The sequence below is a fragment of the Catenulispora yoronensis genome (genome assembly GCF_039531695.1).
Classification (GTDB): domain Bacteria; phylum Actinomycetota; class Actinomycetes; order Streptomycetales; family Catenulisporaceae; genus Catenulispora; species Catenulispora yoronensis.
The window spans coordinates 1-25,096 of record NZ_BAAAQN010000038.1; the positions used below are offsets into that span (position 1 = coordinate 1).

The 25,096-nt window shown below is 72.5% G+C and carries 25 protein-coding genes and 1 tRNA gene; 18 read left to right on the forward strand and 8 right to left on the reverse strand.

Annotated features, from left to right (window positions below; translation table 11 throughout):
- The 4 genes from ABD481_RS27240 to ABD481_RS27255 all read right to left on the reverse strand — a co-directional run.
- Positions 1–377 (reverse strand): 2-oxoglutarate dehydrogenase E1 subunit family protein (locus ABD481_RS27240; RefSeq protein WP_344668617.1); only part of this gene is annotated, 377 nt, incomplete at its 3' end.
- Between the two features lie 263 nt (positions 378–640).
- Entirely contained in the window at positions 641–2,068 is a 1,428-nt protein-coding gene (locus tag ABD481_RS27245) for a HAMP domain-containing sensor histidine kinase (RefSeq protein ID WP_344668618.1), read from the reverse strand.
- The gene (locus ABD481_RS27250) at positions 2,065–2,895 is read right to left on the reverse strand and encodes a response regulator transcription factor (protein ID WP_344668619.1); all 831 of its coding nucleotides are present in this window, start codon (positions 2,893–2,895) and stop codon (positions 2,065–2,067) included. The genes ABD481_RS27245 and ABD481_RS27250 overlap by 4 nt, the downstream gene beginning before the upstream one ends.
- A gap of 132 nt (positions 2,896–3,027) precedes the next feature.
- Complete coding sequence (locus ABD481_RS27255; protein WP_344668620.1) at positions 3,028–3,507, reverse strand: hypothetical protein; 480 nt, start codon at positions 3,505–3,507, stop codon at positions 3,028–3,030.
- A 105-nt stretch (positions 3,508–3,612) separates the two neighbouring features.
- Between ABD481_RS27255 and pgi the strand changes: the two genes are divergently transcribed.
- A complete protein-coding gene (gene pgi / locus ABD481_RS27260) occupies positions 3,613–5,247 on the forward strand; it encodes a glucose-6-phosphate isomerase (protein WP_344668621.1) in 1,635 nt (544 codons plus the stop codon).
- Positions 5,248–5,352: 105 nt separating this feature from the next.
- Here the strand turns inward: pgi and ABD481_RS27265 are convergent, their stop codons facing one another.
- On the reverse strand, positions 5,353–8,154 hold the full coding sequence (locus tag ABD481_RS27265) for a CHAT domain-containing WD40 repeat protein (RefSeq protein WP_344668622.1): 2,802 nt from the start codon (positions 8,152–8,154) through the stop codon (positions 5,353–5,355).
- A 102-nt stretch (positions 8,155–8,256) separates the two neighbouring features.
- On the opposite strand from ABD481_RS27265, the gene ABD481_RS27270 reads away from it, so the two are divergent.
- The 12 genes from ABD481_RS27270 (at position 8,257) to rdgB (ending at position 17,388) form a co-directional block, all read left to right on the forward strand.
- Positions 8,257–8,355, forward strand: a complete 99-nt coding sequence (locus ABD481_RS27270) for a putative leader peptide (RefSeq protein ID WP_323746582.1) — start codon at positions 8,257–8,259, stop codon at positions 8,353–8,355.
- A gap of 76 nt (positions 8,356–8,431) precedes the next feature.
- Positions 8,432–8,704, forward strand: coding sequence for a MoaD/ThiS family protein (locus ABD481_RS27275; RefSeq protein ID WP_344668623.1), 273 nt, complete (start codon positions 8,432–8,434; stop codon positions 8,702–8,704).
- Positions 8,705–8,713: 9 nt separating this feature from the next.
- Positions 8,714–9,661, forward strand: a complete 948-nt coding sequence (locus tag ABD481_RS27280) for a PLP-dependent cysteine synthase family protein (RefSeq protein WP_344668624.1) — start codon at positions 8,714–8,716, stop codon at positions 9,659–9,661.
- A 53-nt stretch (positions 9,662–9,714) separates the two neighbouring features.
- Positions 9,715–10,611: an SCO4651 family lipoprotein gene (locus ABD481_RS27285; protein ID WP_344668625.1), complete on the forward strand. Its 897-nt coding sequence runs from the start codon at positions 9,715–9,717 to the stop codon at positions 10,609–10,611.
- A 98-nt stretch (positions 10,612–10,709) separates the two neighbouring features.
- A complete protein-coding gene (locus ABD481_RS27290; protein ID WP_344668626.1) occupies positions 10,710–11,828 on the forward strand; it encodes an SCO4651 family lipoprotein in 1,119 nt (372 codons plus the stop codon).
- Positions 11,829–12,012: 184 nt separating this feature from the next.
- Complete coding sequence (locus tag ABD481_RS27295; RefSeq protein ID WP_344668709.1) at positions 12,013–12,882, forward strand: 3-methyladenine DNA glycosylase; 870 nt, start codon at positions 12,013–12,015, stop codon at positions 12,880–12,882.
- A gap of 130 nt (positions 12,883–13,012) precedes the next feature.
- Positions 13,013–13,921 carry a glutamate racemase gene (gene murI / locus ABD481_RS27300; protein ID WP_344668627.1) on the forward strand — a complete coding sequence of 303 codons (909 nt, stop codon included), beginning with the start codon at positions 13,013–13,015 and terminating at the stop codon, positions 13,919–13,921.
- Positions 13,918–14,694: an MBL fold metallo-hydrolase gene (locus ABD481_RS27305; protein ID WP_344668628.1), complete on the forward strand. Its 777-nt coding sequence runs from the start codon at positions 13,918–13,920 to the stop codon at positions 14,692–14,694. The genes murI and ABD481_RS27305 overlap by 4 nt, the downstream gene beginning before the upstream one ends.
- A gap of 66 nt (positions 14,695–14,760) precedes the next feature.
- Positions 14,761–15,252 carry a hypothetical protein gene (locus ABD481_RS27310; RefSeq protein WP_344668629.1) on the forward strand — a complete coding sequence of 164 codons (492 nt, stop codon included), beginning with the start codon at positions 14,761–14,763 and terminating at the stop codon, positions 15,250–15,252.
- A gap of 97 nt (positions 15,253–15,349) precedes the next feature.
- Positions 15,350–16,081 (forward strand): ribonuclease PH, encoded by a 732-nt coding sequence (rph, locus tag ABD481_RS27315; protein ID WP_344668630.1) that lies wholly within the window; start codon positions 15,350–15,352, stop codon positions 16,079–16,081.
- Between the two features lie 134 nt (positions 16,082–16,215).
- The gene (locus ABD481_RS27320; RefSeq protein WP_344668631.1) at positions 16,216–16,737 is read left to right on the forward strand and encodes a hypothetical protein; all 522 of its coding nucleotides are present in this window, start codon (positions 16,216–16,218) and stop codon (positions 16,735–16,737) included.
- Positions 16,738–16,770: 33 nt separating this feature from the next.
- A complete protein-coding gene (rdgB, locus tag ABD481_RS27325) occupies positions 16,771–17,388 on the forward strand; it encodes an RdgB/HAM1 family non-canonical purine NTP pyrophosphatase (protein ID WP_344668632.1) in 618 nt (205 codons plus the stop codon).
- Positions 17,389–17,519: 131 nt separating this feature from the next.
- On the opposite strand, the gene ABD481_RS27330 is transcribed toward rdgB, so the two are convergent.
- The 3 genes from ABD481_RS27330 to bcp all read right to left on the reverse strand — a co-directional run bounded on the left by ABD481_RS27330 (position 17,520) and on the right by bcp (position 18,950).
- Positions 17,520–18,185: a DUF4190 domain-containing protein gene (locus ABD481_RS27330; RefSeq protein WP_344668633.1), complete on the reverse strand. Its 666-nt coding sequence runs from the start codon at positions 18,183–18,185 to the stop codon at positions 17,520–17,522.
- A gap of 77 nt (positions 18,186–18,262) precedes the next feature.
- Positions 18,263–18,345 (reverse strand) — tRNA-Leu (locus ABD481_RS27335).
- A gap of 113 nt (positions 18,346–18,458) precedes the next feature.
- Positions 18,459–18,950 (reverse strand): thioredoxin-dependent thiol peroxidase, encoded by a 492-nt coding sequence (gene bcp / locus ABD481_RS27340; RefSeq protein WP_344668710.1) that lies wholly within the window; start codon positions 18,948–18,950, stop codon positions 18,459–18,461.
- A gap of 91 nt (positions 18,951–19,041) precedes the next feature.
- Between bcp and ABD481_RS27345 the strand changes: the two genes are divergently transcribed.
- The 5 genes from ABD481_RS27345 to ABD481_RS27365 all read left to right on the forward strand — a co-directional run bounded on the left by ABD481_RS27345 (position 19,042) and on the right by ABD481_RS27365 (position 25,034).
- Positions 19,042–19,344, forward strand: coding sequence for a GroES family chaperonin (locus ABD481_RS27345; RefSeq protein ID WP_344656388.1), 303 nt, complete (start codon positions 19,042–19,044; stop codon positions 19,342–19,344).
- A 175-nt stretch (positions 19,345–19,519) separates the two neighbouring features.
- Complete coding sequence (locus ABD481_RS27350; protein ID WP_344668634.1) at positions 19,520–20,728, forward strand: AI-2E family transporter; 1,209 nt, start codon at positions 19,520–19,522, stop codon at positions 20,726–20,728.
- A 204-nt stretch (positions 20,729–20,932) separates the two neighbouring features.
- A complete protein-coding gene (locus ABD481_RS27355; RefSeq protein ID WP_344668635.1) occupies positions 20,933–22,402 on the forward strand; it encodes a protoporphyrinogen/coproporphyrinogen oxidase in 1,470 nt (489 codons plus the stop codon).
- A gap of 151 nt (positions 22,403–22,553) precedes the next feature.
- A complete protein-coding gene (locus tag ABD481_RS27360) occupies positions 22,554–24,332 on the forward strand; it encodes an MFS transporter (RefSeq protein ID WP_425559298.1) in 1,779 nt (592 codons plus the stop codon).
- Between the two features lie 96 nt (positions 24,333–24,428).
- Complete coding sequence (locus tag ABD481_RS27365) at positions 24,429–25,034, forward strand: hypothetical protein (RefSeq protein WP_344668636.1); 606 nt, start codon at positions 24,429–24,431, stop codon at positions 25,032–25,034.
- The last annotated feature ends 62 nt before the right edge of the window (positions 25,035–25,096 follow it).

Consider the following 25,096-nt stretch of genomic DNA (forward strand, 5'->3'; position numbering starts at 1 on the left):
AGTGCCGCGGCGGCGGCCAGAGCGGCCGGGGCGGGGGTGGCGGCCGGAGCCGGGGCGGGAGCCGGGACGACCGCCGCCGTGGGGGCGGCGGCCGCGGCGGGGACCGCCGTGTCGGAGGTCACAGTCACTTCGGGGTTATCAACCTTCGCAACGGGGGCAAGAGCCTGCGCGGCGGCAGAGCTGTCCGTGGGCTGGTAGTCGTTGAAGAAGTCCCACCACGCACGGTCCACACTCTCCGGGTCGCGCAGGAACTGCTGATAGATCTCGTCCACCAGCCACTCGTTCGGGCCGAACTCGGCCAGGGTGTGCCCAGGCGTCGAACCCGGGGTACCGGCAGTCTGATCGGTGGGTGCCTGCTGCGACGGCTGTGGCGACACGGCGGTTTCCGCCCTCTTCCGCGTGGGTGCGTATAGGAGTGCACAGCGTCCACGAACGGGTCCGAACGTGGACGTCATAGCGGTCATCCAGGGTACGCCGGTATGAGGGCTTCGTGCAGGCGCGCCTCGTGATAGAGGCACTGATCACACCGGTGAGCGGGGAAAATCCCTCCATCTGGCTACGCCCTCTGGCCCGGAGTGACCAGATTCACACGTTCCGGACCACCCGTCGGCCGGTTCGGACCCCTAGTCCGGACGGCGAGTTACGGCAGATCGACGCGGATGACACAACCCGGTGACGCGCCGGGGTCCAACGGCTCCGCACCGTCGTCGGCCGGCTCGGCCACCGAGATCCGTCCGCCGTGCAGGTCCACCACCCAGCGCGCGATCGCCAGCCCCAGGCCGGTGCCGCCGTCGGCGGCCTGCCGCGACCCGCGGTCGAACCGGTCGAAGACCCGGACCCGCTCGCCCGGCGGGATGCCCGGGCCCTCGTCGCAGACCTCGATCCGGACGCCGCCGGCCTCCAGGCGCCGGGCCCGCAGGGTCACCGTGCCGTGCGGCGGGGAGTGGCGCAGCGCGTTGTCCAGCAGGTTGGCCGCGACCTGGTGCAGGCGCTCGCGGTCGGCGCGCACGGTGAGCGCCGCCGGGACCACGTCCACCACGGTCTTCGGCCGGCCGCCGGGCGAGCTGCCGGGTGAGCCACCGGGCGCGCCGCCGGCCCCGGCGGCGTTCGCGCCGGTGCCCCGGGCCAGCATCTTCACCGTGGCCTCCCGGGACACCGTGCCCAGGAACTCCTCCAGCGCCACGTCCTCGCGGTCCAGCTCGACCGCGCCGGCGTCGATCCGGGACAGGTCCAGCAGCGTGGTGACCAGCCGGCCCAGCCGCTCGGCCTGCTCCAGCGCCAGGCGCATGGTCGGCGGGTCGGGCTCGGTGACGCCGTCGACCACGTTCTCCAGCACCGCGCGCAGCGCCGAGATCGGAGTGCGCAGCTCGTGCGAGACGTTGGCGATCAGCTCCTTGCGCTGCCGGTCCACCGCCTCCAGGTCGGCGGCCATCAGGTTGAACGCGGCGGCCAGCTGGCCGACCTCGTCGCGGGAGGTGGCGGCGGTGACCCGGCGGCTGTAGTCGCCGCGGGCGATGCGCTCGACGGCGTCGGCCATCGAGCGCAGCGGGCTGGTCATGCCGTGCGCCAGGATCTGGGTGACGATCAGCGACAGGATCACCGCGACGCTGACCACGTAGCGGGCCTGGATGCCGGCCGAGACGCCGACCGCGGTGAAGCAGCCGGCCACCGACACCGAGGCCACCACCAGGACGCCGAGCTTGACCTTGATGCTGTGGAACCGGTCCAACGGCCGAACCTCGCGGGCCCGGCCGATCACGGTGCCGCCGACCTTCTTCGCGCCGGCCCTCATCGCCCGCGGCCGTTCGGGCTCCGGCCGGGGACCGGCGCCGGGCTCCGGTGCGGCGGGTTCGTGCTCGACTTCGCGGTAGGGGTCGCGCTCGCCGTCCCCGCTGCTGTCGCGTTCGTGCTCGTGTTCGTGCTCGTGCTCTGCGTACGCGCTGTGCTGTTCGTGTTCTTGGTGCTCTCTGTGCTCGCTGCGCTCTGTGCGGTCTTCCTGCTCCCCGGGCCGGTACCGCTCCCGGGCACCGGCGTCGGCGCCGATCGCACCGACCGTGCCGGCGTTCACGGCCCCGCCGGCGCCGCCGGCTCCTCGGGGGCCGGCTCGGCCTCCAAGGCGTACCCGACCCCGTGCACCGTGCGGATCCACTCCGCGCCGATCTTCCGCCGCACCGCCTTCACGTGGCTGTCCACGGTCCGGGTGCCGGAGGCGTCCAGCCAGTCCCACACCTCGGCCAGCAGCTTCTCCCGGCTCAGCACCGTGCGCGGCTGCCCGGCCAGGCAGGCCAGCAGGTCGAACTCGGTCGGGGTCAGATGCGCCTCGTCCCGGTCCCGGCCGGTGCCGACCCGGACCCGGCGCTGCGCCGGGTCGATCTCCAGCACCCGCGGCCCGGCCCCGGAGCCGCCCGCCACGAACCGCAGCGGCCGCGGCGCGCGCGGCGCGGCGGCCGGGTGGAACCCGGTCCCGACCGCGGGCTCGGCCCCGGCGGCGGCCCCGAGCTCGGCGGCCCGCTCCACCCGCCGCAGCAGGGCGTGCACCCGGGCGATCAGCTCCCGCATCGAGAACGGCTTGGTCAGATAGTCGTCGGCGCCGGTGCGCAGCCCCTCGATCAGGTCGCTCTCGTCGTCGCGCGCGGTGACCATCAGCACCGGGACGGCCCGCTCGGCCTGGATCCGGCGGCACACCTCCAGCCCGTCGAACCCGGGCAGCATCACGTCCAGCACGATCAGGTCCGGCAGCTGCTCCTGCGCGGTGCGGACGGCGGACGGCCCGTCCGCGGCCAGGTGGGTCGCGAACCCCTCGGCCCGCAGCCGCGCGGCGATCGCCTCGCCCAGCGTCGGCTCGTCCTCGACGACGAGGATTCCCACCCGTCGCCCACCACTCGTCACGGTCATCGGTTCAGAATAGGCACGCCCGGGCCCCACTCCCGGCGTCACGCCGCGAACGCTCACATTTTCGGCACAGAAGGGTCCGGGGCGACGGATGGGGCCGGTGGGGGACCGCCGCGTCCGGCCCGGAGCGCGCGGTCACAGCTCCGGGACGGTGGCGAGCTGGCCGGCGATGACCTCCTGGTCCTCCGGAGGCAGCGCCTCCAGCGCGGTCCGGCACTTCGCCGCGTACTCGTCCCGCTCGGCCTTGTCGCCGAGGGCGGCGTAGGCCCGGGCCACGCCTTCGTAGGCGGAGGCGAGCGTGAAGTCGGTCCAGCCCTGCGCCTCGACGGTCGCCAGCGCCTGCCGGGCGAACGACAGCGCCAGCGGGCCGTCGCCGAGCAGGGTCAGGACGTGGCCGACCTGCCAGTCGCCGATCGCGTGCTCGCGCGGGCCGCCGGCCTGGTCCCAGTGCGCGCGGGAGGCGCAGGCCAGGACCAGCATCCGGCGGTCCTGCTCCGGCGACCGCGCCGGCTCGTCGATCAGCTCCCAGGCCGCGTTGAAGGTCCGCTTCGCCTGCTCGCGATGCCACTCGGCCTGTTCGAGCTCTGCCGTCCCGCTGTCGGAGAAAACTGTCATGGGAATCATTCTCACGACGTTCGGTGTTCACCGCAGCCGCCGGGCTTCGCACCCCCGGCGGCGATAGGGTCTGCGAGGGACGAGGCACGTGGCTAGGAGGACCCGATGACTGAGAAGCTCACCGATCTGCCGCAGTGGAAGGCGCTGGAGGCGCACCACGCGGAGTTCGACAAGGTGAACCTGCGGGAGCTGTTCGACACCGACCCGGGCCGGGCCGAGCGGTACTTCGCCCAGGCCGGCGACCTGTCGGTGGACTACTCCAAGCACCTGGTGAGCGACGAGACCCTGCGGCTGCTGCTGGACCTGGCCAAGGCCCGCGGCGTGTTCGAGCTGCGCGACCGGATGTTCGCCGGCGAGAAGGTGAACCTCACCGAGGACCGCGCGGTGCTGCACGTGGCGCTGCGCGCGCCGGCCACCGAGCGCATCGAGGTGGACGGCGAGGACGTCGTGCCGGCCGTGCACGAGGTCCTGCACCGGATGTCCGCCTTCGCTTCCCGGGTGCGCAGCGGCGAGTGGACCGGCGCGACCGGCAAGCGCATCAAGACCGTGGTGAACATCGGCATCGGCGGCTCGGACCTGGGCCCGGCGATGGCCTACGAGGCGCTGCGCGCCTACACCAAGCGCGACATGCAGTTCCGCTTCGTGTCCAACGTCGACGGCGCCGACCTCTACGAGGCCACGCAGGACCTGGACCCCGAGGAGACGCTGTTCGTCGTCTCCTCGAAGACCTTCACCACGGTGGAGACCATCACCAACGCCACCTCGGCCAAGAAGTGGCTGCTGGCCGGCCTCGGCGGCGACGAGGCGGCGATCGCCAAGCACTTCGTGGCCGTGTCCACCAACGACAAGGCCGTGGCCGAGTTCGGCATCGACACCGAGAACATGTTCGGCTTCTGGGACTGGGTCGGCGGCCGCTACTCCTACGACTCGGCGATCGGCCTGTCGCTGATGATCGCCATCGGCCCGGAGCGCTTCGAGGAGATGCTCGGCGGCTTCCACACCGTCGACCAGCACTTCCGCACCGCCCCGGCCGAGCGCAACCTGCCGCTGCTGATGGGCCTGATCGGGCTGTGGTACCGCGACTTCTGGGACGCGCAGACCCTCGCGGTCCTGCCGTACTCGCACTACCTGTCGAAGTTCACCGCCTACCTCCAGCAGCTCGACATGGAGTCCAACGGCAAGTCCACCCGCCGCGACGGCGAGCCGGTGGAGTGGGAGACCGGCCCGATCGTCTGGGGCACCCCCGGCACCAACGGCCAGCACGCCTACTACCAGCTGATCCACCAGGGCACGGCCCTGATCCCGGCCGACTTCATCGGCTTCGACCGGGCCATCGAGGGCACCGACCCGTTCGGCCAGCAGGACGCGCTGATGGCGAACTTCTTCGCCCAGACCGAGGCGCTGGCCTTCGGCAAGACCCGCGAGCAGGTCCAGGCCGAGGGCGTCCCGGCCGCCCAGGTGCCGCACCGCACCTTCCGCGGCAACCACCCGACCACCACGCTGACCGCCCCCCGCCTGACCCCGTCGGTGCTGGGGCAGCTGGTGGCGCTGTACGAGCACAAGGTGTTCGTGCAGGGCGCGGTGTGGGACATCGACTCCTTCGACCAGTGGGGCGTGGAGCTCGGCAAGGTGCTGGCGAAGAAGATCGAGCCGGAGCTGTCCTCGGGCGGGGAGCTGCACCACGACTCCTCGACCAACGCCGCGATCGAGCGCTACCGGGGCGACCGCGCCGCGAAGTGACGATCGGACGATGATCCGGCCGGAACGGCCCGTCGGCGCCCTCGGGTGGCGGCGGGCGCCTTCGGACGGCGGCGGGCCGGCTCCGGGCGCGACCCGGGTCCGGCCTCAGTGGGAGAGCTCGTAGATCCGCACCGTCCGCTGGTCCGGCAGCGCGACCGCGAGCAGCGTCCCCGTCGGATCGAAGGCCGGCCGCACCGTCGGGCAGATCCGGTCCGGCAGCTGTCCGAGCTCGATCTCCGGCCAGGCGACGTCCCAGAACACGGCGTCGGCCGCGGTCTCCTGGAACGGCAGGCCCAGCGCCAGCCCGCTCCCCGTCAGCGACCACATCGGCCGCCGGTCGGCCAGCGCCGACGGCACGCACGGCGCCGACCGCCGGGTGGCGAGGTCGCAGCGGATCATCCCCTGCCGCGTGTGCGAGGCGAACAGTGAGGCGCCGTCCGGGCTGAACTGGAGCCCCAGCTCCAAGCGGGCCTCCGGCGCGCCGAACGACGCGACCTCGTCGCCGGTCAGGGCCCGCCAGACCACGATCCGATGGTCGCCGATCGCCGCGACGTGCGCGCCGTCCGCGCTGACGGCGAGGTCGCCCAGCTCGCCGAGGCCGCGATAGGGCGCGACCGCCGTGAACGGCGCGGTGTAGCGGCGCAGGCTCAGATCGTGGCCGCTCGTCGCCGCGACGAACGTCCCCTCCGCGTGGAAGGCGAAGTGGCTGGCGAGCACCCCGTCCTGGGAGTTCGGCACGCCGTCCACGGACCAGATCCGCAGCCGGTCCGGCCGCTCGCCCTCGCCGAGCAGACAGACCACGTTCTGCCCGCCGGGGCCGAACATGAGCTGCCGGACCGGCCGGCCCCGGCCGTTGGCGAGCGTCGTCGGCTCCGCGCCGCCGGGCCGCAGGATCGCGACCTCCCCGTCCCTGCGGCCGACGCCGAGCAGGCGCGACGGACCGCCCGCGAAGCCCAGGCTCAGAATCTCCGAGGCCATGGTGAACTCGCCGACCGGAGTCGCGCCGACCGCCCTTGATGTGCGCGTCGCGCGGCGATGGCGCTCGCCGGTGCCGTGGCGCGTGGTCTTGCTCCGGAAGTGGTCCTCGGAGTCGTCGTCGGCGGGGTCGGCGGGGTCGGCGGGGTCGGCGATTCCGGTGACCGAGGCCCCGGGCCGCGACCCCCGGTCCGACCGGTCCTCCAGGCCGGACCTGGCCTGGGACAGGACCGTGCGAGCCCGGTTCGTCGATTCGTGCTCGGCGCCGCGCAGCTCGGCGTAGCGCCGGACGATGTCTTCCAACATCGCGACCAGGTCCGAGGAGAAGTCGCCGCGCATGACACTCTCGGTGGCGGTGGTCATGTCCATGCTGAGGAGCTGCTGGAGCAGGGTCTGGTCGGTGCCGAGCGACTGCCCGGGCCGGTCCTGGCGACCGGTTCCGGCCGGGGTCTCCGGCTCGGGGCGCCACGGCTCGGCGTCGGTGGGCGGCCCGGCGGTGGGCGGCCCGGCGGTGTGCCAGGACTCGCTCGCCCGGCCCGACTCCGCCAGGCCCCGGCCGCCGTCCGGCTCGGCCCGACTGCCATCCGCAGTGGCTCGGCCCGGCGCGGGCTCCGCCACCGGTGTCCGCGCCACCGCCGAGCCCGCCGACGTCGGCTCCGCGGCCGCCGGCTCCGCCATGGCGAACAGCGTCCCGTCGGCGCTCCGCAGATGCAGGACCGGCGTTCCCCACTCCAGGCTCGCGTCGTTCGCCAAGGTGATCGCCGCCCGCCCGGCCCGCACGCACCGGTCCACCGGCTGCCCGGCGGCCAGTGCGCCGTAGAACTCGCGCCCGAACACCGGGGCGGCGTCGTCCGTGATCGGGAACTGCATCGCCACCACCGCCGCCAGGCCGGCGTGCACCAGTGCCGCGGCCAGTCCGGCCTGGCCGTCCTCGCTGCTGCCGGCCGACGACTGGCACGCGTTGAGCACCACCAGCCGCAGCGTCGGGTGGGCGCCGAGGATGGTGGCGAGCTGGCGCGCGGTCACCCAGTCGGTGCCCCCGGCCCCGCCCCCGTCCCCGGCCTCGGCGGCGAAGGCCAGGCGGCCGGCGCCGGTGGCGGCGTCGAAGTCGCCGTGGCCGATGTAGTGCACGATGTGCCACCGCTGCCGCTGGGTCGCCGACAGCAGCGCCTGCTTGGTGGCCGGCACCCAGGCCAGCTCCAGCCGTCCGGCGGCGCTCATCGGCGCCAGCGCCGCCTCCAGGTAGGCGCGCTCGCGCGCCACGTCCAGCACCGCCTGGTCCCCGGGCTCGGCGACCATGGCCAGCACCCGCAGCGGCCCGGACACCGCCAGCGGCGGCACGGTGCGCAGGTCGCCGGCGCTGCGGGTGACCATGCAGGAGCGGCCCAGGAACTCGCGGCGGTCCTCGCGGGCGTCGAACAGGTACTCCCAGGGCAGCGCGGCCAGCTCCGGCGGCCGGACCCGCAGCGCCAGCCGGACGTCGGCGCCCGCGGCCTGCGCCCGGCGCCGCAGCCGGGCCAGCTCGCCCAGCGTCTCGCCGCCGGTCAGGGCCCGGAACAGCTGGTCGCCGACGGCCCGCGCGGCCTGCTCCATCGGGCTGACCACCAGCCGGGACTTCGCCGCCGAGGCCAGCACCATGGTCGGCAGCATCGCCAGCTGGGCGCGCAGCGCGGCGTCGGCGGCGTCCAGCGGGGCGATCGCGCTGTGGCCGCCGGTGCCGGTGGGGGAGTCCGGATCGGGGTAGGCGAAGGTGAGCCGGTAGCCGTCCGCGACCCGGTCGCCGACCTCGACGAGGAACTCGAACGTGCCCTGCCGCACCGTGTCCTGCCAGACCGTGTCCTGCCGCACACCGCCGGCCGCTCCCGAGGCCCGGCCCGGGGCCCCGCCCGGCGCCCCGTCCCGGTCCCGCTCCCACGCCCCGCCCTGTGTCACGTGCCGTGCCCCCCTCGAACGCGCCGTGAGCGCGATGATAGCGGCGGTCTCAGCGCTCGGGAGCGGGGTTGGGCCGGGCGCCGGGATGAATATCATGGGGGTATGCGTTCTCCCGGCATGGACCCGACGGTGCTGCTCGTCGCGCGCCGCCATGTCGACTTCGGCCGGCTGGCCAGCGCGCTGTGTCGCCGGGGCGTTTGAGCCCTTCCCCGTTCTCGGGGTTCAGCACGCTTCCGTCCGCCCGATCCGCCTTTCCCTCCCAAGGAGAAGACCGGCCATGTCCGTCTCTGTGTCGATCCCGACCATCCTGCGCACCTACACCGACGGCGCCAAGCGCGTCGAGGCCAGCGGCGCCACCCTGTCCGAGCTCATCGCCGACCTCGACGCCCGGCACCCGGGCCTGGGCGGCCGCCTGCTCGACAACGGCGAACTGCGCCGGTTCGTGAACGTCTACAAGAACGACGAGGACGTCCGCTTCATCGAGGGCCTGGCCACGCCGCTGGCCGACGGCGACGCCGTCACGGTGCTGCCGGCCGTCGCCGGCGGCTGAGCCGCGGCCATGCGCTACGACTCGCTGCTGGACTCTGTCGGCCGCACCCCGCTGGTCGGGCTGCCCCGGCTGTCCCCGTCCGAACGGGTGCGGGTGTGGGCCAAGCTGGAGGACCGCAACCCGACCGGCTCGGTCAAGGACCGGGTGGCCCTGGCGCTGATCGAGAGCGCCGAGAAGGAGGGCCGGCTCACGCCGGGCGACACCATCCTGGAGCCGACCTCCGGCAACACCGGCATCGGCCTGGCGATGGTGGCCAAGCTCAAGGGCTACCGGCTGGTCTGCGTGATGCCGGAGAACACCTCCGAGGAGCGGCGCCAGCTGCTGCGGATGTGGGGCGCCGAGATCATCTCCTCGAACGCCGCCGGCGGCTCCAACGAGGCGGTGCGGGTGGCCAAGGAGCTGGCCGCCGAGCACCCGGACTGGGTCATGCCCTACCAGTACGGCAACCCGGCCAACGCGCTGGCGCACTACCACGGCACCGGCCCGGAGCTGCTCGCCGACCTGCCGACCATCACCCACTTCGTGGCCGGCCTGGGCACCACCGGCACCCTGATGGGCGTCGGCCGCTACCTGCGCGAGCAGCGGCCGGAGGTGAGGATCGTCGCCGCCGAGCCGCGCTACGACGAGCTGATCTACGGCCTGCGCAACCTCGACGAGGGCTTCGTCCCGGAGCTCTACGACGAGTCGGTCCTGACCACCCGCTACTCGGTCGGCGCGCACGACGCCCTGCGCCGCACCCGCGAGCTGCTCGAAGCCGAGGGCATCTTCGCCGGCATCTCCACCGGCTGCGCGCTGCACGCCGCCCTGGGCATCGCCGCGCAGGCGGAGAAGGCCGGGGACGAGGCGGACATCGCGTTCGTGGTCGCCGACGGCGGGTGGAAGTACCTGTCGACCGGCGCCTACGAGGGCACCCTGGACGAGGCCGAGGACCGGATCGAGGGGCAGCTCTGGGCCTGATCCGGCCCGGGTCTAGGATTTCCGCGTCCTGACATACACGGGGGGTGGAGTCCATGGGTCAAGGTTCTTCGGCGGCCCGGCCGGCACGCAGGGCCGGCCTGGCGGCGCTCGCGGCGGTGACGTTCCTCGTCACCGCCGCTTGCTCGTCCTCGGGCACGGTGGGGGAGAGCGGGTCCGGCGCCGAGCTGGACCTGGGCACGGTGAGCGCCGCCGACGCGGTCAGGGCCGCGAGCGCCGCGCAGATCGCGAAGCACACCGTGCGGGTGCGCAGCTTCTACTCCAACAAGCTCGTCGACCAGACCGTCGACGCGGTGGAGAGCACCGAGCGGGCGGCCGTCGTGTCGACCAACACCGCGCAGCAGAAGGGCGGCAGCAGCCCGAGCCCGCAGCACGGCGAGCTCCGGCTGGACTACCCGGTCCTCTACATCGACGATCCCGGCCTGCCCGCCCGCTTCCTGCACGGCAAACAGTGGGCCAAGCTGGACCTGGACCATCTGCCGCCGGGCGACTCGTCCGACGACGGCCTGGCGTTCTACGCCCGGCTCGGCGCCTCGTTCCGGAACGACGACCCGAAGCAGAACCTGCTGTTCCCGCTGCTCTATCCCGATCTGCGCCGCGTGGGGGTCGAGAGCAGGAACGGGCAGCAGGTGCTGCACATCGAAGGCAGCGTCACCCCGCAGACGCTGCCCGCGACCCCGCCGCCGGGCTCCGGGATGACCCAGGCCTATCTGGACGGCCGGCGCAAGGCGATGACCGACACGCAGGTGACCAAGGACACCTTCGACCTCTGGATCGGCCGGAACGGCCTGGTGACGGAGGTCAAGGAGACCCACGCGAGCAGCGGCCCCACCGGTGACGTGACCAATGACGTCCTCCAGAGCGACTGGGGAACGCCGCTGGTCGTCACCGCGCCGCCGGCCGATCAGACGTACGTCGTCCCCGCGTCGTGACCCGGTGTCGCCGCGCCGCCCCGATGCCGGGGCTGATCTGCGGCGACGTTAGGATCGCTGCGCTCTCCAAGCAGTCACTACCTAGGGTGGGAAAGTTCATGCCCCGCAAGCAGATATGGTCCGGCGTCGCGCTCGCGGCGGCCGTCACCGCCGCGCTGTCCGGTTGCACGCTGAAGGCCTCCGACGGCACGCCGCAGTCCTTCGCGGAGCTGTCGGCGCTCAGCCCGCAGGACGCGGTGAAGGCGGCGGGCCGGGCCGTGGCCGCGCACCCCAGCGCCAAGGTGCACGCGGTGCTCAGCGCCCCGAACGCGACCGAGGCCTCCGACGTGACCGCGTCCTTCGGTGAGCACCCGGCGCTCCAGGGCACGCTGGCCGTGGGCCCGGCGGGCTCGGCGCCCGACCCCTCCAGCGCGATCCCGATCGCCTACGCCGACCACATCATGTTCATGAAGATGGGCACCGACCCGTCGATGGCCGCGCAGATGGAAGGCAAGGCGTGGCTGCGCATGGACCTGGCGGCGATGGCGGGCGACCCGCGGACCGCCGGGATCGGCAGCGACGTGCTGGAGAACACCTCGCCGACCAAGGGCCTGACCATGCTGACCGCCTCCAAGGACCTGCACAAGGTCGGCGAGGAGCAGCACGGCGGCGTGCAGACGGTGCACTACGCGGGCACCGTGTCCGGCGCCGACGCGCTGGACCCGAACCTGATCGGCCGCGGCCTCACCCAGGAGAGCGCCGACGCCGTCACCGAGGCGATGGCCGGCGGCGCGGTGACCTCGATGGCCTACGACGTGTGGCTGCGCGCCGACGGCCTGCCGGTCGCGCAGGCCTTCACCGAGACCACGCCGGTCGGCGCGCTGAAGGGCGCGATCGACTTCACCGACTGGGGCACCGGCGTCAAGGTCGACAAGGTGCCGGACAGCCAGAGCGTGGACTACATGGAGATGGTCGCGAAGGCCGCCGCCGCGAGCGCGAGCCCGGACGCCTCCGGGTCGGCGAGCCCGTCGCAGGCCCCGAGCGCCTCCGCCGCGCCGAGCCCCTCGGACGCCCCGAGCGCCTCCAGCTCCTCCAGCGAGCCCGCCGCGCCCGCCACCCCGGCCACGCCCGCCACCCCGTCGAAGCCGTCGCCGACCGGCACGGCGTCCGCCCCCGCGACCCCGGCCACCCCGAGCACGCCGCGCTCCACCGGCTCCTCGTCGAGCTCGTCGGCCTGACGACCGCCAGGCCGCCCCAGGGCCCGGGGCCGGATCGCGACGGCGATTCGGCCCCGGGCCCGTGGCCGGGTACCGTCGAAGCGTGAGCGTGGAGCAGGCCGGGCAGGCCGAGCAGGCCGAGCGGCGGGACGCGGGGGCGAGGCCGTCCGGCGCGCCCGAGCTTCCCGCCGGGCCCGCGCCCCGGATCCTCCCCGAGCCGGTCTGGCGCGCCCGCGAGGCCGCCCACGACGCGCGCGTCGCCGCCTGGGTCGATCCGCATCTGCGCCGCCGCGCCGACAACGAGGCGCACCCGGTGATGGACTTCCTGTTCACCTACTACTCCCACCGCCCGGCCCGCCTGCGCCGCTGGCACCCCGGCGTGGGCGTCGTCCTGGCCGGCCCGGCCGCCCGCGAGCGGCTCGCCTGGCGCGGCTACACCGGGACCGCCGACGGCGTCACGCTCGACCGGGCCGAGTTCACCGACGCCCGGGTCCGCACCGCCGAGTTCGTGCGCGCGCTGCTGGCCGCCACCGCCGGGCGCGAACCCCGGCTGGCCTGCTTCGGGCTGCACGAGTGGGCCATGGTCTACCGCCTCGGACCCGAGCAGGTCCGGCACTCCGCCCGCCGCCTGCGGCTGGGGCCGGCCGGCACCGACGAGGTCGTCCAGACCCAGCGGATCCGCTGCTCGCACTACGACGCCTACCGGTTCTTCACCCCCGACGCCGAACCGCTCAACACCCTGCGTCCGACCCGCGAGGCGCAGATCGCCAACGAGCAGCCCGGCTGCCTGCACGCCGGCATGGACCTCTACAAGTGGGCCTACAAGCTGGACCCCTTCGTCCCGTCCGAGCTGATCGCCGACTGCTTCGCGCTGGCCTGCGAGATCCGCGAGACGGACATGCGGGCCAGTCCCTACGACCTCGCCGAGCTCGGCTACGCCCCGATCCCGATCGAGACCGCGGCCGGCCGGGCCGAGTACGCCGCCGCGCAGGCGGAGTTCGCCCGCCGCGGCGCCCCGCTGCGCCGCCGCCTCGTCGACGTCTGCGACACGCTGCTCGCCTGGGCCGCCGGCTGACCCGGACCCCGGCCCTGCCGAGTATTCGCGCAGCTCAGCCCGGCGTGAGGGAAAGCACCCCTGAGACAGTGGCCACATCGGCGGGCCCAATCGTCGGCCCCAAGAGCACGGAGCCGTACTCTTTCACCTCATGGCCGCACCACCGCCTCCGCACACTCCCGGTGCCGACCCGGCCCCCCGGGACGCCCCGATCGGGATCTTCGACTCCGGCTTCGGCGGGCTCACCGTCGTCCGGGCCCTGCTCGACCAGCTGCCGCACGAGGCGGTCAGCTATTTCGGCGACACCGCGCGCCAGCCCTACGGACCCCGGCCCATCGCCCAGGTCCGCGCCTACGCCCTGGAGTGCATGGACCGGCTCGTCGAGTCCGGCGTGAAGATGCTGGTCATCGCCTGCAACTCGGCCTCCGGGGCGGTGCTGCGCGACGCCCGCGAACGCTACGAGATCCCGGTGGTCGAGGTGATCCGCCCGGCGGTGCGGCTCGCCGTGGCCGCCACCCGCAACCAGCACGTCGGCGTGATCAGCACCCGCTCCACCCGGCGCTCCATGGCCTACGTCGACGCCTTCGCCGCCGCCCCGCAGATCCAGCTCACCACCCAGGACTGCCCGCGCTTCGTGGAGTTCGTCGAGGCCGGCGTCACCGCCGGCGACGAGCTGCTCAAGGCCGCCCACGAGTACCTCGACCCGGTCGCCGCGGCCGGCGTCGACACCCTGATCCTGGGCTGCACCCACTACCCGCTGCTCACCGGCGTGATCTCCTATGTCATGGGCGAGGACGTCATCCTGATCAACAGCGCCGAGGAGACCGCCAAGGACGTCTACCGCGTGCTCGCCGAGAACGCGCTCATGCGTCCCGACGACCTCCCCGAGCCGGTGCACAGCTTCACCACCACCGGCGACCCGGACCAGTTCCTGCAGATCGGACAGCGCTTCCTGGGGCCGGAGATCGGCCACGTCCACCAGGGGCAGCTGCCCGCCGTGCCCACCGATTCACCAGAAGCCGCCGATTCACCAGAAGTTCCAGATGCGGAGTCCTCATGAAGCTCACCGTCATCGGCTCCTCCGGGTCCTTCGGAGGCCCCGGCAACCCGTGCTCCAGCTACCTGGTGGAGCACGACGGCCACCGCGTCCTGCTGGACTTCGGCAACGGCGCCCTCGGCGAGCTGCAGCGGTACGGCGACATCTACGCCATCGACGCGGTGATCCTGTCGCACCTGCACGCCGACCACTGCGTCGACATGTGCGGGTACTACGTCGCGCGCAAATACCGGCCCGGCGGCGACGGACCGCTGCCGCTGCTCCCGGTCTGGGGCCCCTCCGGCACCCGCGAGCGCATCGCGCAGGCCTACGACACCGACGACACCGAGTGCGACTCCGTGTTCGCCTTCCGCGACGTGCTCGCCGGCGCCCCGGACGGCGCCACCGGCAACACCTTCGCCACCGGGCCGTTCACCGTGCGCGTGGACCGCGTCGACCACCCGGTCGAGGCCTACGCGATCCGCCTGGAGGCCGGCGGCAGCACCCTGGTCTACTCCGGCGACACCGGCCCCTGCGCCGCCCTGGACCGCATCGCCGAGGGCGCCGACCTGCTGCTGGCCGAGGCCTCCTTCCAGGAGCCGCGCGACGACGGCCTGCTCGGGCTGCACCTCAACGGCCGCCAGGCCGGCGAGTCCGCGGCCGCGGCCGGCGCCGGCCGGCTGGTGCTGACCCACATCCCGCCGTGGACCGACGCCGGCCTGAACCTGGCCGCCGCCCGCGCCGCCTTCCCGGGCCCGGTCGACCTGGCCGCGCCGGGCGCCGTCTTCCAGATCTGAGAAAATGGCCGCCGGAGCGCTGTTCAGGCGCTCCGGGAGCACCAGCCGCACCGGAGAGGACCCACCGTGCCGACCACCATGCTCGTCGTCGAGAAGGCGATCACGCAGCACGACCTGGAGTACGTCGTCAGCCTGCACGAGGAGAACGCCCAGGACGGCCTGGACCCCGAGAACTACGTGGTCGTCGTGCCGGTCGGCAAGGAGAACGGCAAGGTCCTGGCCACCCTCGACGATCTCGCCCTGGGCAACTTCAAGGGCGCCGAGGAGGACAGCCACGACGAGCCGCTCAACGAGGCCGTGGTGGAGGCCCGGGCGATCATGACCGCCACTGTCGGCTCCTTCCAGCAGGCCGGGAAGCAGGCGAGCGGCGAACTGCTGGTCGGACCGCCGGTCGACGGGCTCAAGGCGATCGCCGCCAAGTACGGGGTCGACGAGATCATCGTGCTGACCGTGCCGCACCTGGTCGAGGAGTTCTTCCACCGCGACCTGGCGACCAAGCTGCGCAAGGCCACCGACCTGCCGACGCTGCGGCTGATGGCGCACGTCGCGCTCGACTAGGCGGACGCCCCCCCGTAGACGGACACCCCCCCGCGGGCTCAAGCGCGGTCCCGCACCGGGACCGCGCCGCCGGGCCGCCGTGGGCTAGGGTCTACACATGTCAGCAGCACGCGTCGACGGCCGCAAGGCCGACCAGCTCCGTCCGGTCACCCTGACCCGCAAGTGGTCGATCCACCCCGAGGGCAGCGTCCTCGTCGAGTTCGGCCAGACCAAGGTGCTGTGCACCGCCTCCGTCACCGAGGGCGTGCCGCGCTGGCTGCGCGGCAGCGGCAAGGGCTGGGTCACCGCCGAGTACGCGATGCTGCCGCGCGCCACCAACACCCGGGGCGACCGGGAATCGGTCAAGGGCAAGGTCGGCGGGCGCACGCAGGAGATCTCCCGGCTGATCGGGCGCGCGCTGCGGGCCGTGGTGGACACCAAGGCGCTGGGCGAGAACACCATCGTCGTGGACTGCGACGTGCTCCAGGCCGACGGCGGCACCCGCACCGCCGCGATCACCGGCGCCTACGTGGCGCTGCAGGACGCGGTGACCTGGATGCGCGACAAGAAGCTGATCAAGGCCTCCAAGGAGCCGCTGACCGGCTCGGTGTCGGCGGTCAGCGTCGGGATCATCGACGGCGTGCCGATGCTCGACCTCTGCTACGAGGAGGACGTGCGCGCCGAGACCGACATGAACGTGGTCTGCACCGCCGACGGCAAGTTCGTCGAGATCCAGGGCACCGCCGAGGGCGCGCCGTTCGACCGCGCCGAGCTGGACGCGCTGCTGGACCTGGCCACCGGCGGCTGCAAGGACCTGGCCTCGCACCAGGTCAAGGCCCTGCTGAGCTGAGGCCCGGTCCGGTTCCCGGTCCGGTTCCCGGGCCGGCTCTCCGAGTTCATTGCCTGATCCACCCCCTGTTCGGTCACCGCGGCCGCACGCCTGCGCTACGGTGTGCTGCGATCGTCGTCCACAGGGGGTGGCTCATGACCGCACGATTCCGATCGCCGGCCGCCATGGCGGCCGTTTCGGGGGTGCTCGCGCTGGGGGTCGCGGGCTGCGCGTCGCAGGGTGTGGTCGGCGCGGTCGGGAGCACCGCCCCGTCGGCACCTGGCTCGGCGGCCGCGACCACCGCGCCCGAAACTCCGATCTCCGACCCCAGCACGTCTACCTCGGCGACCGCCGATCCGTCGGCTCTGGCCTCGTCGCTGAAGTCGTTGAGCGACCTGTGGACCGACCCCGGCTGCAAGATCGGCCTGCGCGGCTTCGGCGCCTACCTCACGGCCTCCGAGCAGAGCACCGCCAAGGGCGACGCGGTCATTCCCACGGCCATCACCGATCTGCGCGCCGGGGCCTCAGCCAGCAAGCGGCTCGCGGCCACCCAGGCCATGACCGCGATGGCCAAGGACCTCCAGGACATCGCCGCCGCCGACAAGGCCGGCACCACCGCGGACCGCGGCAAGCTCCGCCGCGACTGGCAGATCATGGGCACCGCGTGCACCGGGTGAGAAACCGGGCCGCGGCTCCCTAGACTGGCGGCCATGCGCCAGATCGTCCTCGCCACCCGCAACGCCAAGAAGATCCGCGAACTCGAGCGGATCCTGCTCGCCGCCGGCCTCACCGACGTCGAACTCGCCGGCCCCGAGCTCTACGCCGCGCTGCCCGACATCCCCGAGACCGGGTTCACCTTCACCGAGAACGCGCTGATCAAGGCGCGGGCGGTGGCGGCCGCGACCGGGCTGCCGGCCGTCGCCGACGACTCCGGGCTCTGCGTCGAGGTGCTCAACGGCATGCCCGGCATCCTGTCGGCCCGCTGGTCCGGCCGCTTCGGCGCGCTGCCCGGCGGCCCGGAGCGCGACGAGGCCAACCTCCAGCTGGTCCTGGACCAGGTCGAGGACGTGCCGGACGAGGCGCTGGCCGCCAACTTCACCTGCGCCGCCGCCCTGGTCCACCCCGACGGCACCGAGCACGTCGTGGAGGGCGTGGTCACCGGCCGCCTGGTCCGCGACCCGCGCGGCGAGGGCGGCTTCGGCTACGACCCGATCTTCGTCCCGGAGGGGGAGACCCGCACCACCGCGGAGCTGAGCCCGGAGGAGAAGGACGCGATCAGCCACCGGGGCCGGGCGTTCCGGGCCCTGGTGCCGCTGCTCAAGGGCTGAACCCGCGGCGCCGAATCCCGGACCGTACAACAGCCGCGGGCCGGACCTTCGATCGAAGGTCCGGCCCGCGGCTTCTTGCCGGGCTGCTTGCCGAGCTACTTGCCGAGCTGTTCGCCGGGCTGCTTGCCGAGCTACTTGCCGATGGTGCAGAGGTGGTCCATCTGCGCCAGGTCGGCTTCGAGCTTGCTGCTGTCCATGGTCCCGGCCAGCGCGCCGGCGTAGTCGTCGTGCACCGCCTGCACGGCGGCGCGCACGTCGTCCCGCTTGGACTCCGACGCGGCCGCGGCCAGCTGGTCGATTACCGACTGGAAGTCGGCCCGCACGGCGGCGGCGTCGCCCTTCTTCTCGTCGGCCTCCATCTGCTTGCCCTGCTCCAGGACGGCCCGCTTGCCGTGCGTGCACCCGGGGTCCAGCGCCGAGGTCTTCGACCCGATCGCCACCCCCACCAGCACCGCGATCGCGGTGACGATGATCGACAGCACCAGCGCGGTGATCGCCACCCCCCGCCCCCGGGCCTTGCCCTTGGCGGTCTTCACCATGCCTATGATGCTCAGCACCAGGCCGACGAGCGGCACCCAGAACAGGCAGATCGCGACGACCGCCACGCTGCTGGTGCTGGTCGGCGGGCTCGGCGGCGGATACCCGTAGCCGTAGCCGTACGCGGCGGGCACCGGCTCCGGAGCCGGCCCCACCCCCGGCTGCCCCGGGTACCCGAGCTGGCCCGCCAACGGGGCCTGCCCGGGCGGGCCCGGCGTGCCGTCGAACGGATTCGGCTCCTGCGAAGGAGGTGTGGACATGTGCTCCCGCCCCTGACATCGATGAACGACCCTTGGTCGTGGACGGAGCATAGCGGTCCGGGCGGACGTCCGCAGAGTGCCGGCTGGGGGATTCGAACCCCCACGATCAAAGATCAACAGCTCCTAAGGCTGCCGCGTATACCTGTTTCGCCAAGCCGGCCGGAGGGGGAGGAACTGGTCTCGATCCCGCCTCTACAGCAGGGTCAGGCTACCAGTTGCGATACTGGGGCCAGTCCGGCTCGTCGAGGTCTGCGCCGCGGCGCAGACCCGAGGTCACGCCGCGTCCAGGCCCAGGTCGCGCCGCAGCTTCGCCACATGCCCGGTGGCCTTCACGTTGTACTGCGCCACCTCGATCGTGCCCGCGCCCTTGGCGTCCACAGCGATCACGAAGGTCGAGCGGATGACACCGACCATGGTCTTGCCATAGAGCTTCTTCTCCCCGAACGCGCCATACGCCTGGAGCACATCCTTGTCCGGATCGGACAGCAGCGGGAACGTCAACGCGTCGCGCTCCCGGAACTTGGCGAGCTTCTCCGGCTTGTCGGGCGACAGGCCCAGGACGGCATAACCCTCCTTCTGGAAGGACGCGATGTTGTCACGGAAGTCGCAGGCCTGCTTGGTGCAGCCCGGGGTCATCGCCGCCGGGTAGACGTACAGGATCACCTTCCGATCCGGGTAGTCGGCCAGGCTCACCTCCTGGCCGTGGTCGTCGGTCAACGTGAAAGCGGGGGCGGCTTCTCCAGGATTGAGTTTCACGCGTCCCAGGCTATCTACCCCGATACCTCCCCGACGGACGACTGGCGGTCGGTGCGATAACGTCACCAGGGTGAGTTCAGGAGAGAAGCTTCCGATCCGGATGCTGCACGACCGCGTGCTGGTGCGCGAGGACCCGGAGGCCGGGGACCGGCGCTCCTCCGGGGGCATCCTCATCCCGGCGACGGCGCGGGTCGGGAACCGGCTGGCGTGGGCCGAGGTCGTGGCCATCGGCGCCAACGTGCGGACCATCCAGGTCGGCGACCGGGTGTTGTTCGACCCGGCCGACCGCGGCGAGGTCGAGGTGCGGGGCACGGATTACGTGCTGCTGCGGGAGCGCGATGTGCACGCGGTCGCCGCTGAGCGGCTGGCCGAGGGCGACGGCTCCACCGGGCTCTATCTCTGACGGTTCCGATCGGCCGCCGGCCGGACAAAAACACTGATCCGGCACGGGTTCGGCGCTGATTCGGCACTGGCCGGTCCCGCGCGGACCCGTCCCCGATCGAACCGACCGGCCCGCGCCGATCCCCGGTCCGCCATGGGTTACCCGTAGTCTCCCCTCGTCCCCTAAGGTCGGTGGCATGGCCGGTGAACAGGCGACTTCGACGCGCACCCCGCAGCCCGGATCCGCCGGCGCCGCGGCGAACGGCTCCAGTGCCCCGACCGGCGCACCCGGCGCCCCGACCGGGAGCGCACCCGGCGCCCCGACCGACGCACCCGGCGCCCGTCCGCCGTCGTCCGAGCCGCTGTCGCTGTCGGCGATGCCGGCCGGCAACTGGTTCACCTTCGCCTTCTGGCTCGCCGCCGGCGCCATCTCGGCCTACGCGCTGGTCCGGGTGATCTCCGGCCTGGGCAGCCTGCTGTCGATCCTGCTGCTGGCCGTCTTCTTCGCCACCGCGCTGGACCCGATGGTCACCGCCCTGGTGCACCGCGGCCTGCGCCGCAGCGTCGCGGTGCTGGTGGTGGCGCTGGCCGTGCTCGGCGTGCTGGCCGGCTTCGTGGCGGTGATCTTCCCGCCGGTGGACCGCGAGGTCAACTCCCTGATCGACGCCATCCCCGGCTACCTGGACGACCTGCGCAACAAGTCCACCTACCTGGGCAGCCTGGAGAACAAGTACCACCTGGTGGAGAAGGCCAAGTCCTGGATCGACGCGAACAAGGCCGGGACCCTGGACCTGAACGGCATCCTGGGCGCCGGCAAGGCGGTGTTCTCGATCCTCACCGGCACGCTGACCGCGATCGCGCTGACCCTGTACTTCGTGGCCAACCTGCCGGGCATCAAGCGCTTCTCCTACCACCTGGTGCCGGTCCGCCGCCGCCCCCGCGTCGCCGAGCTCACCGACCGGATACTGGCCCAGGTCGGCCGGTACGTCATCGGCCAGATGATCATCGCCTCGATCGGCGGCCTGTGCACCTGGGTGTGGGCGATGGCCTGGGACATCCCCTATCCCGCCGCGCTCGGGATCGTGGTCGCGCTGTTCGGCCTGGTGCCGGTCGTCGGCTCCTCCATCGGCGGCGCGATCGTGACGCTGGTGGCGCTGACGGTCTCGGTGAAGGTCTCCATCCTGACCCTGGTCTACTACGTCGCCGCGCGCCTGGCCGAGGACTACCTCGTCGCCCCGCGCGTCAACCGCCGCACCGTGGACGTGCACCCGATGGTGACGATCCTCGCGGTGCTGATCGGCGCCGCGCTGTTCGGCGTGGTCGGGGCCCTGGTGGCGATCCCGGCCGCGGTGGCGATAAAGCTGATCGCCTCCGAGGTGCTGCTGCCGCGCATCGACGAGATGTGAGCCGCGCCATGGGAGCCGCGCTATGTGAGCCGCGCCGCAGGGCCGGCCGGGGCCCGGGTGTCCACCGGGCGACGGCGAGATGTGAGTCCGGCCTCGGATAAGGCATGATCTCCCCTATCGGGTGAGACCCGCGCCGCGGCACGCGCGCCGCGTTCCGAGAGTCGGGTGGGACTACTAGTGTGGGCTGTCTAATGGGTATCTGCCATGGCCGGTAAGGCCGATCTCGTCGTCCTCGGCGCGGGCCCCGCGGGCCTGGCCGCCGCTTGGCGCGCCGCCCGTCGCGGTCTGTCCGTGGACGTGCTCGAACGTGCCGAGACCGTGGGCGGCATGGCGGCGTCCTTCGACGTCGCCGGGTTCCGCGTGGACCTGGGCAGCCACCGGTTGAACCCGGACCTGCCCGAGCACATCGTCGCCGATCTCAGGGCTTTGATGGGCACGGACCTGCAGACCCGCTACCGGAACGGCCGCCTGCTGCTCGGCGACCGCTGGGTCACCTACCCGTTCAAGCCGCGCGAGCTGGCCAAGTCGATGCCCGCGGTGCCGATGGCCCGCGCCGCGTTCGACGCGCTGGCCACCACCTGGCGCGGCAAGAAGCAGATCGCGGCCGCGGAGAGCTACGCCGAGCTGATGCGGGCCGGCTTCGGGCCGACGATGTACAAGCAGGTGTACGAGCCGTACGCGGCCAAGCTGTGGGGCCTGTCCGGCGAGGAGATCGACATCGACCAGGCCCGGCGCAAGGCCGGGTCGCAGACGGTGTGGAGCGCGCTGGTCCGCAGCGTGCGCAACTCCATCGCCAGCGAGTCGCTGGCGTACCTGTACCCGCGGCGCGGCTTCGGGCAGCTCTGCGAGACGCTGGCCGACGCCGCGATGAGCGCGGGCGCGCGGATCCGGCTCGGCGCCGCCGCCGAGCACCTGTCGGTCGACGACGAGGGCGTCAGCGTGACGCTCGCCCGCTCGGAGTTCCACAGCGCGGCCGCCGAGCGCGGCGGCTGGTCCGGGGAGCAGCACTGGGCCGACGGCGGCACCGGCATCCGCGCCGGGCACGTCTTCTCCACCATCCCGGTGCCGCTGCTGGCCCGGCTGACCTCGCCGGGCGCGCCCTACGAGGCCGTGGAGGCCAGCGGCAAGCTGCGCTTCCGCGCCATCCTCCTGGTGTACGCGGTGCACCAGGGCGGCCGCTGGACCGAGTGCGACGTCCACTACATCCCCGACGGCGACACCCCGGTCACCCGGATCTCCGAGCCGGCCAACCACCGCTTCTCCCCGGACGACCCGACCGAGCGCACCGTCCTGTGCTTCGAGATCCCCTGCGACATAGGGGACGACCTGTGGGCCGCGGACGAGGACCAGCTGGCGAACCTGATCCGGCAGACCGTGCGCCGCCTCGGGCTGCCGCAGCTGAAGCTGGAATGGGTGCAGGTCAAGCGGATGCGCCAGGTCTACCCGATCTACCAGCGCGGGTACCGGGAGGCGCTGGCCGACCTGGAGACCTGGGTGGAGTCGCTGCCGCACGTCACGACCTTCGGCCGGCTCGGGCTGTTCACCCCGGACAACACCCACCACGCGCTGATGATGGGGTACGAGGCCGCCGACGCCCTCGGCGGCGGGCAGTGGGACGACCGGATGTGGCGCGAGTCGAGGGACCGGTTCGCGCAGCACGTCGTGGAGAGCTGACAGCGTTTTGTGACGTGAATCACCATCGATTCATGTCACAACGCATTGTGACCCAAAACCCCCGATCCGCCTCGGCCCAGTGTCAGTCCCTGCCTCTAGCCTGGACTCAAATCAAGAAATTTGAGTCTCAGCCTGAGGGGGCGTACGAGGCATGGCGAGCAACACGGAGCCGGACATCCGTCCGGACACCGAGAACCCGGACCGGGAAGGTCCGGAGCACACGGGGGAGATCACCAACCCCGACCCGAAACGGTGGCTGGCGCTGGCGGTCATCCTGTCCGCGGCCTTCATGGACCTGCTGGACGTCACGATCGTCAACGTCGCGATCCCGTCCATCCAGAGCCAGATGAAGGCCGGATACTCGGCGATCCAGTGGATCACCGCCGGCTACGCGCTGGCGTTCGCGGTCGTCCTCATCACCGGCGGTCGGCTCGGTGACATCTACGGGCGCAAGCGCCTGTTCCTCATCGGGATGACCGGGTTCACCATCGCCTCGGCGCTGTGCGGCTTCGCCGCCACGCCGGGCATGCTGATCGGCGCCCGGGTGTTCCAGGGCGGGATGGCGGCGCTGATGGTGCCGCAGGTCATGGCGATCATCCACGTCACCTTCCCGGCGAACGAGCGCGGCAAGGTGATGGGCATGTTCGGCGGCATCGTGGGCTCGGCCGCGGTGGCCGGCCCGATCGTCGGCGGCCTGCTGGTGCAGTGGAACCTGGCCGGGCTGCACTGGCGCCCGATCTTCCTGGTGAACCTGCCGGTCGGGATCTTCGGCCTGATCGTCGCCTTCCGGGTGATCTCCGAGTCGCGGGCGCCGCACGCCACCAAGCTGGACCTGCCCGGCGTCGGGCTGTCCGTGGTGGGCCTGTTCATGCTGGTGTTCCCGCTGATGCAGGGCCGTGATCTGGACTGGCCGCTGTGGGGCTGGCTGATGATGGCCGCCGCGGTGCCGGTGCTGGTCGGGTTAGTGTTCTACGAGCGGGCCAAGGGCCGCCGCGGCGCCTCGCCGCTGGTGGAGCTGAGCCTGTTCCAGTTCCGCTCGTTCGCCTCCGGGATCCTCACCAACCTCACCTTCGCCACCACGCTCGGGGTGTTCTTCCTGGTGTGGGCGCTGTACATGCAGCTGGGCCTGGGCTGGACGCCGCTGCACGCCGGCCTGACCGGCATCCCGTTCTCCATCGGCGTCTCGGCCGCGGCCGGTATGTCGGTGCAGTTCCTGGTGCCGAAGTTCGGCCGCAAGGTGGTGCAGTTCGGCGTGCTGCTGATGGGCGGCGGGCTGGTGCTGTACATCGAGATGGCCAAGAGCCTGGACCTGTCGTTCGCCTCCTGGCAGATGGCGCTGCCGCTGCTGATCACCGGTATCGGCATGGGCCTGGTGGTCGCGCCGATCTTCGACCTGATCCTCACCGACGTGCCGCTGCGCGACGCCGGGTCGGCCTCCGGGCTGCTGAACACCAGCCAGCAGCTGGGGCAGGCCTTCGGGATAGCCCTGACCGCGCTGGTGTTCTTCAACATGATGGGGACGCACGCCACCAAGGCGGTCGACGACATGAAGCCCGACGTCACCCGGGCCCTGGTGGCCGCCGGGGTGCCGGCGAACCAGACCGACCAGATCTTCGCCGGGTTCAAGCAGTGCACGGTGGACCACGCCCAGGAGAAGGACCCGAGCGACACTCCGGCGTCCTGCCGGCCGCAGCCGGGGCAGGACCCGAAGGTGGGAGCGGTGCTCCAGGCGCAGGGTGCCAAGGCCGCGCAGCACACCATGGTCGAGGGCTACGAGACGACGCTGTGGTTCGTGGCCGGTGGGCAATTCGTTGTCTTCCTCCTGATGTTCTTCCTGCCGAAGAACGTGCGGGCCAAGGATGCGCGCAAGGGCGCCGAGGGTACGGACGCGGACGGCGCCGAGGACGTCGCCCCTGTCTTCGCCCACTGATAAACTCCAGCTCAAGCGCGTGTGTCGCCCCGGTGGACATCCCGATTTCAGGGAATGTTCACGGGGGCTTCGTGTTGATCAGCAAGACTTCCGGTCATGGCGCGACAGTTCCGCCCGGAGCGGGTCGAGTACGACGTTCTCACCGCGCACCCCGAGGCCGCCCAGGCCGCCGCCGGGGTGACGGATTGGGCCACCGCCGCGGTGGATTCGGTCACCGTCGGGCCGCTGTCCGGCCTGACGGCGCTGAAGGACTACGCACTGAGCGTGGTGCCCCGGCTGCGCGACTTCGCCGAGCACATCGCCGACCCCCGCGGGGACGCGAACTCGCCGGCGCTGCGCTACGGCGCCTACCACAGCGTGCGCGCGGTGGTCCGGGACTCCGGCGGCAACGCCCTGGCCGAGGTGCACGCCGACGGCCGCGCGCTGCTGCCCGGGGAGCTCGACGCCGATCTGCGCGGCCGGCTCAACGGCCTGGTGAACGTCGGCCTGCCGATGGTCACCCGGGCCGTCGACCAGGGCTCGTACGAGAGCGCCCTGGAATCGCTGGTGAAGGCCCGCGCGACGTTGAACGCGATGCTCCAGGCGGTGCTGAACATGGCGGTCTCCGGCCCGGAGCCGGTGTCCCGGGAGCGGCTGGCGGCGGCGTTGCGGGTGCAGCCGGGCGACCTCGACAGCTGGTATGCCGGTTCGACCTCGCAGTGACGCCGGGCCGCCGCACCGCGATGGCTCTGTGCTGCTGTGTCGGTGTGTCGGTGTGTCGGTGT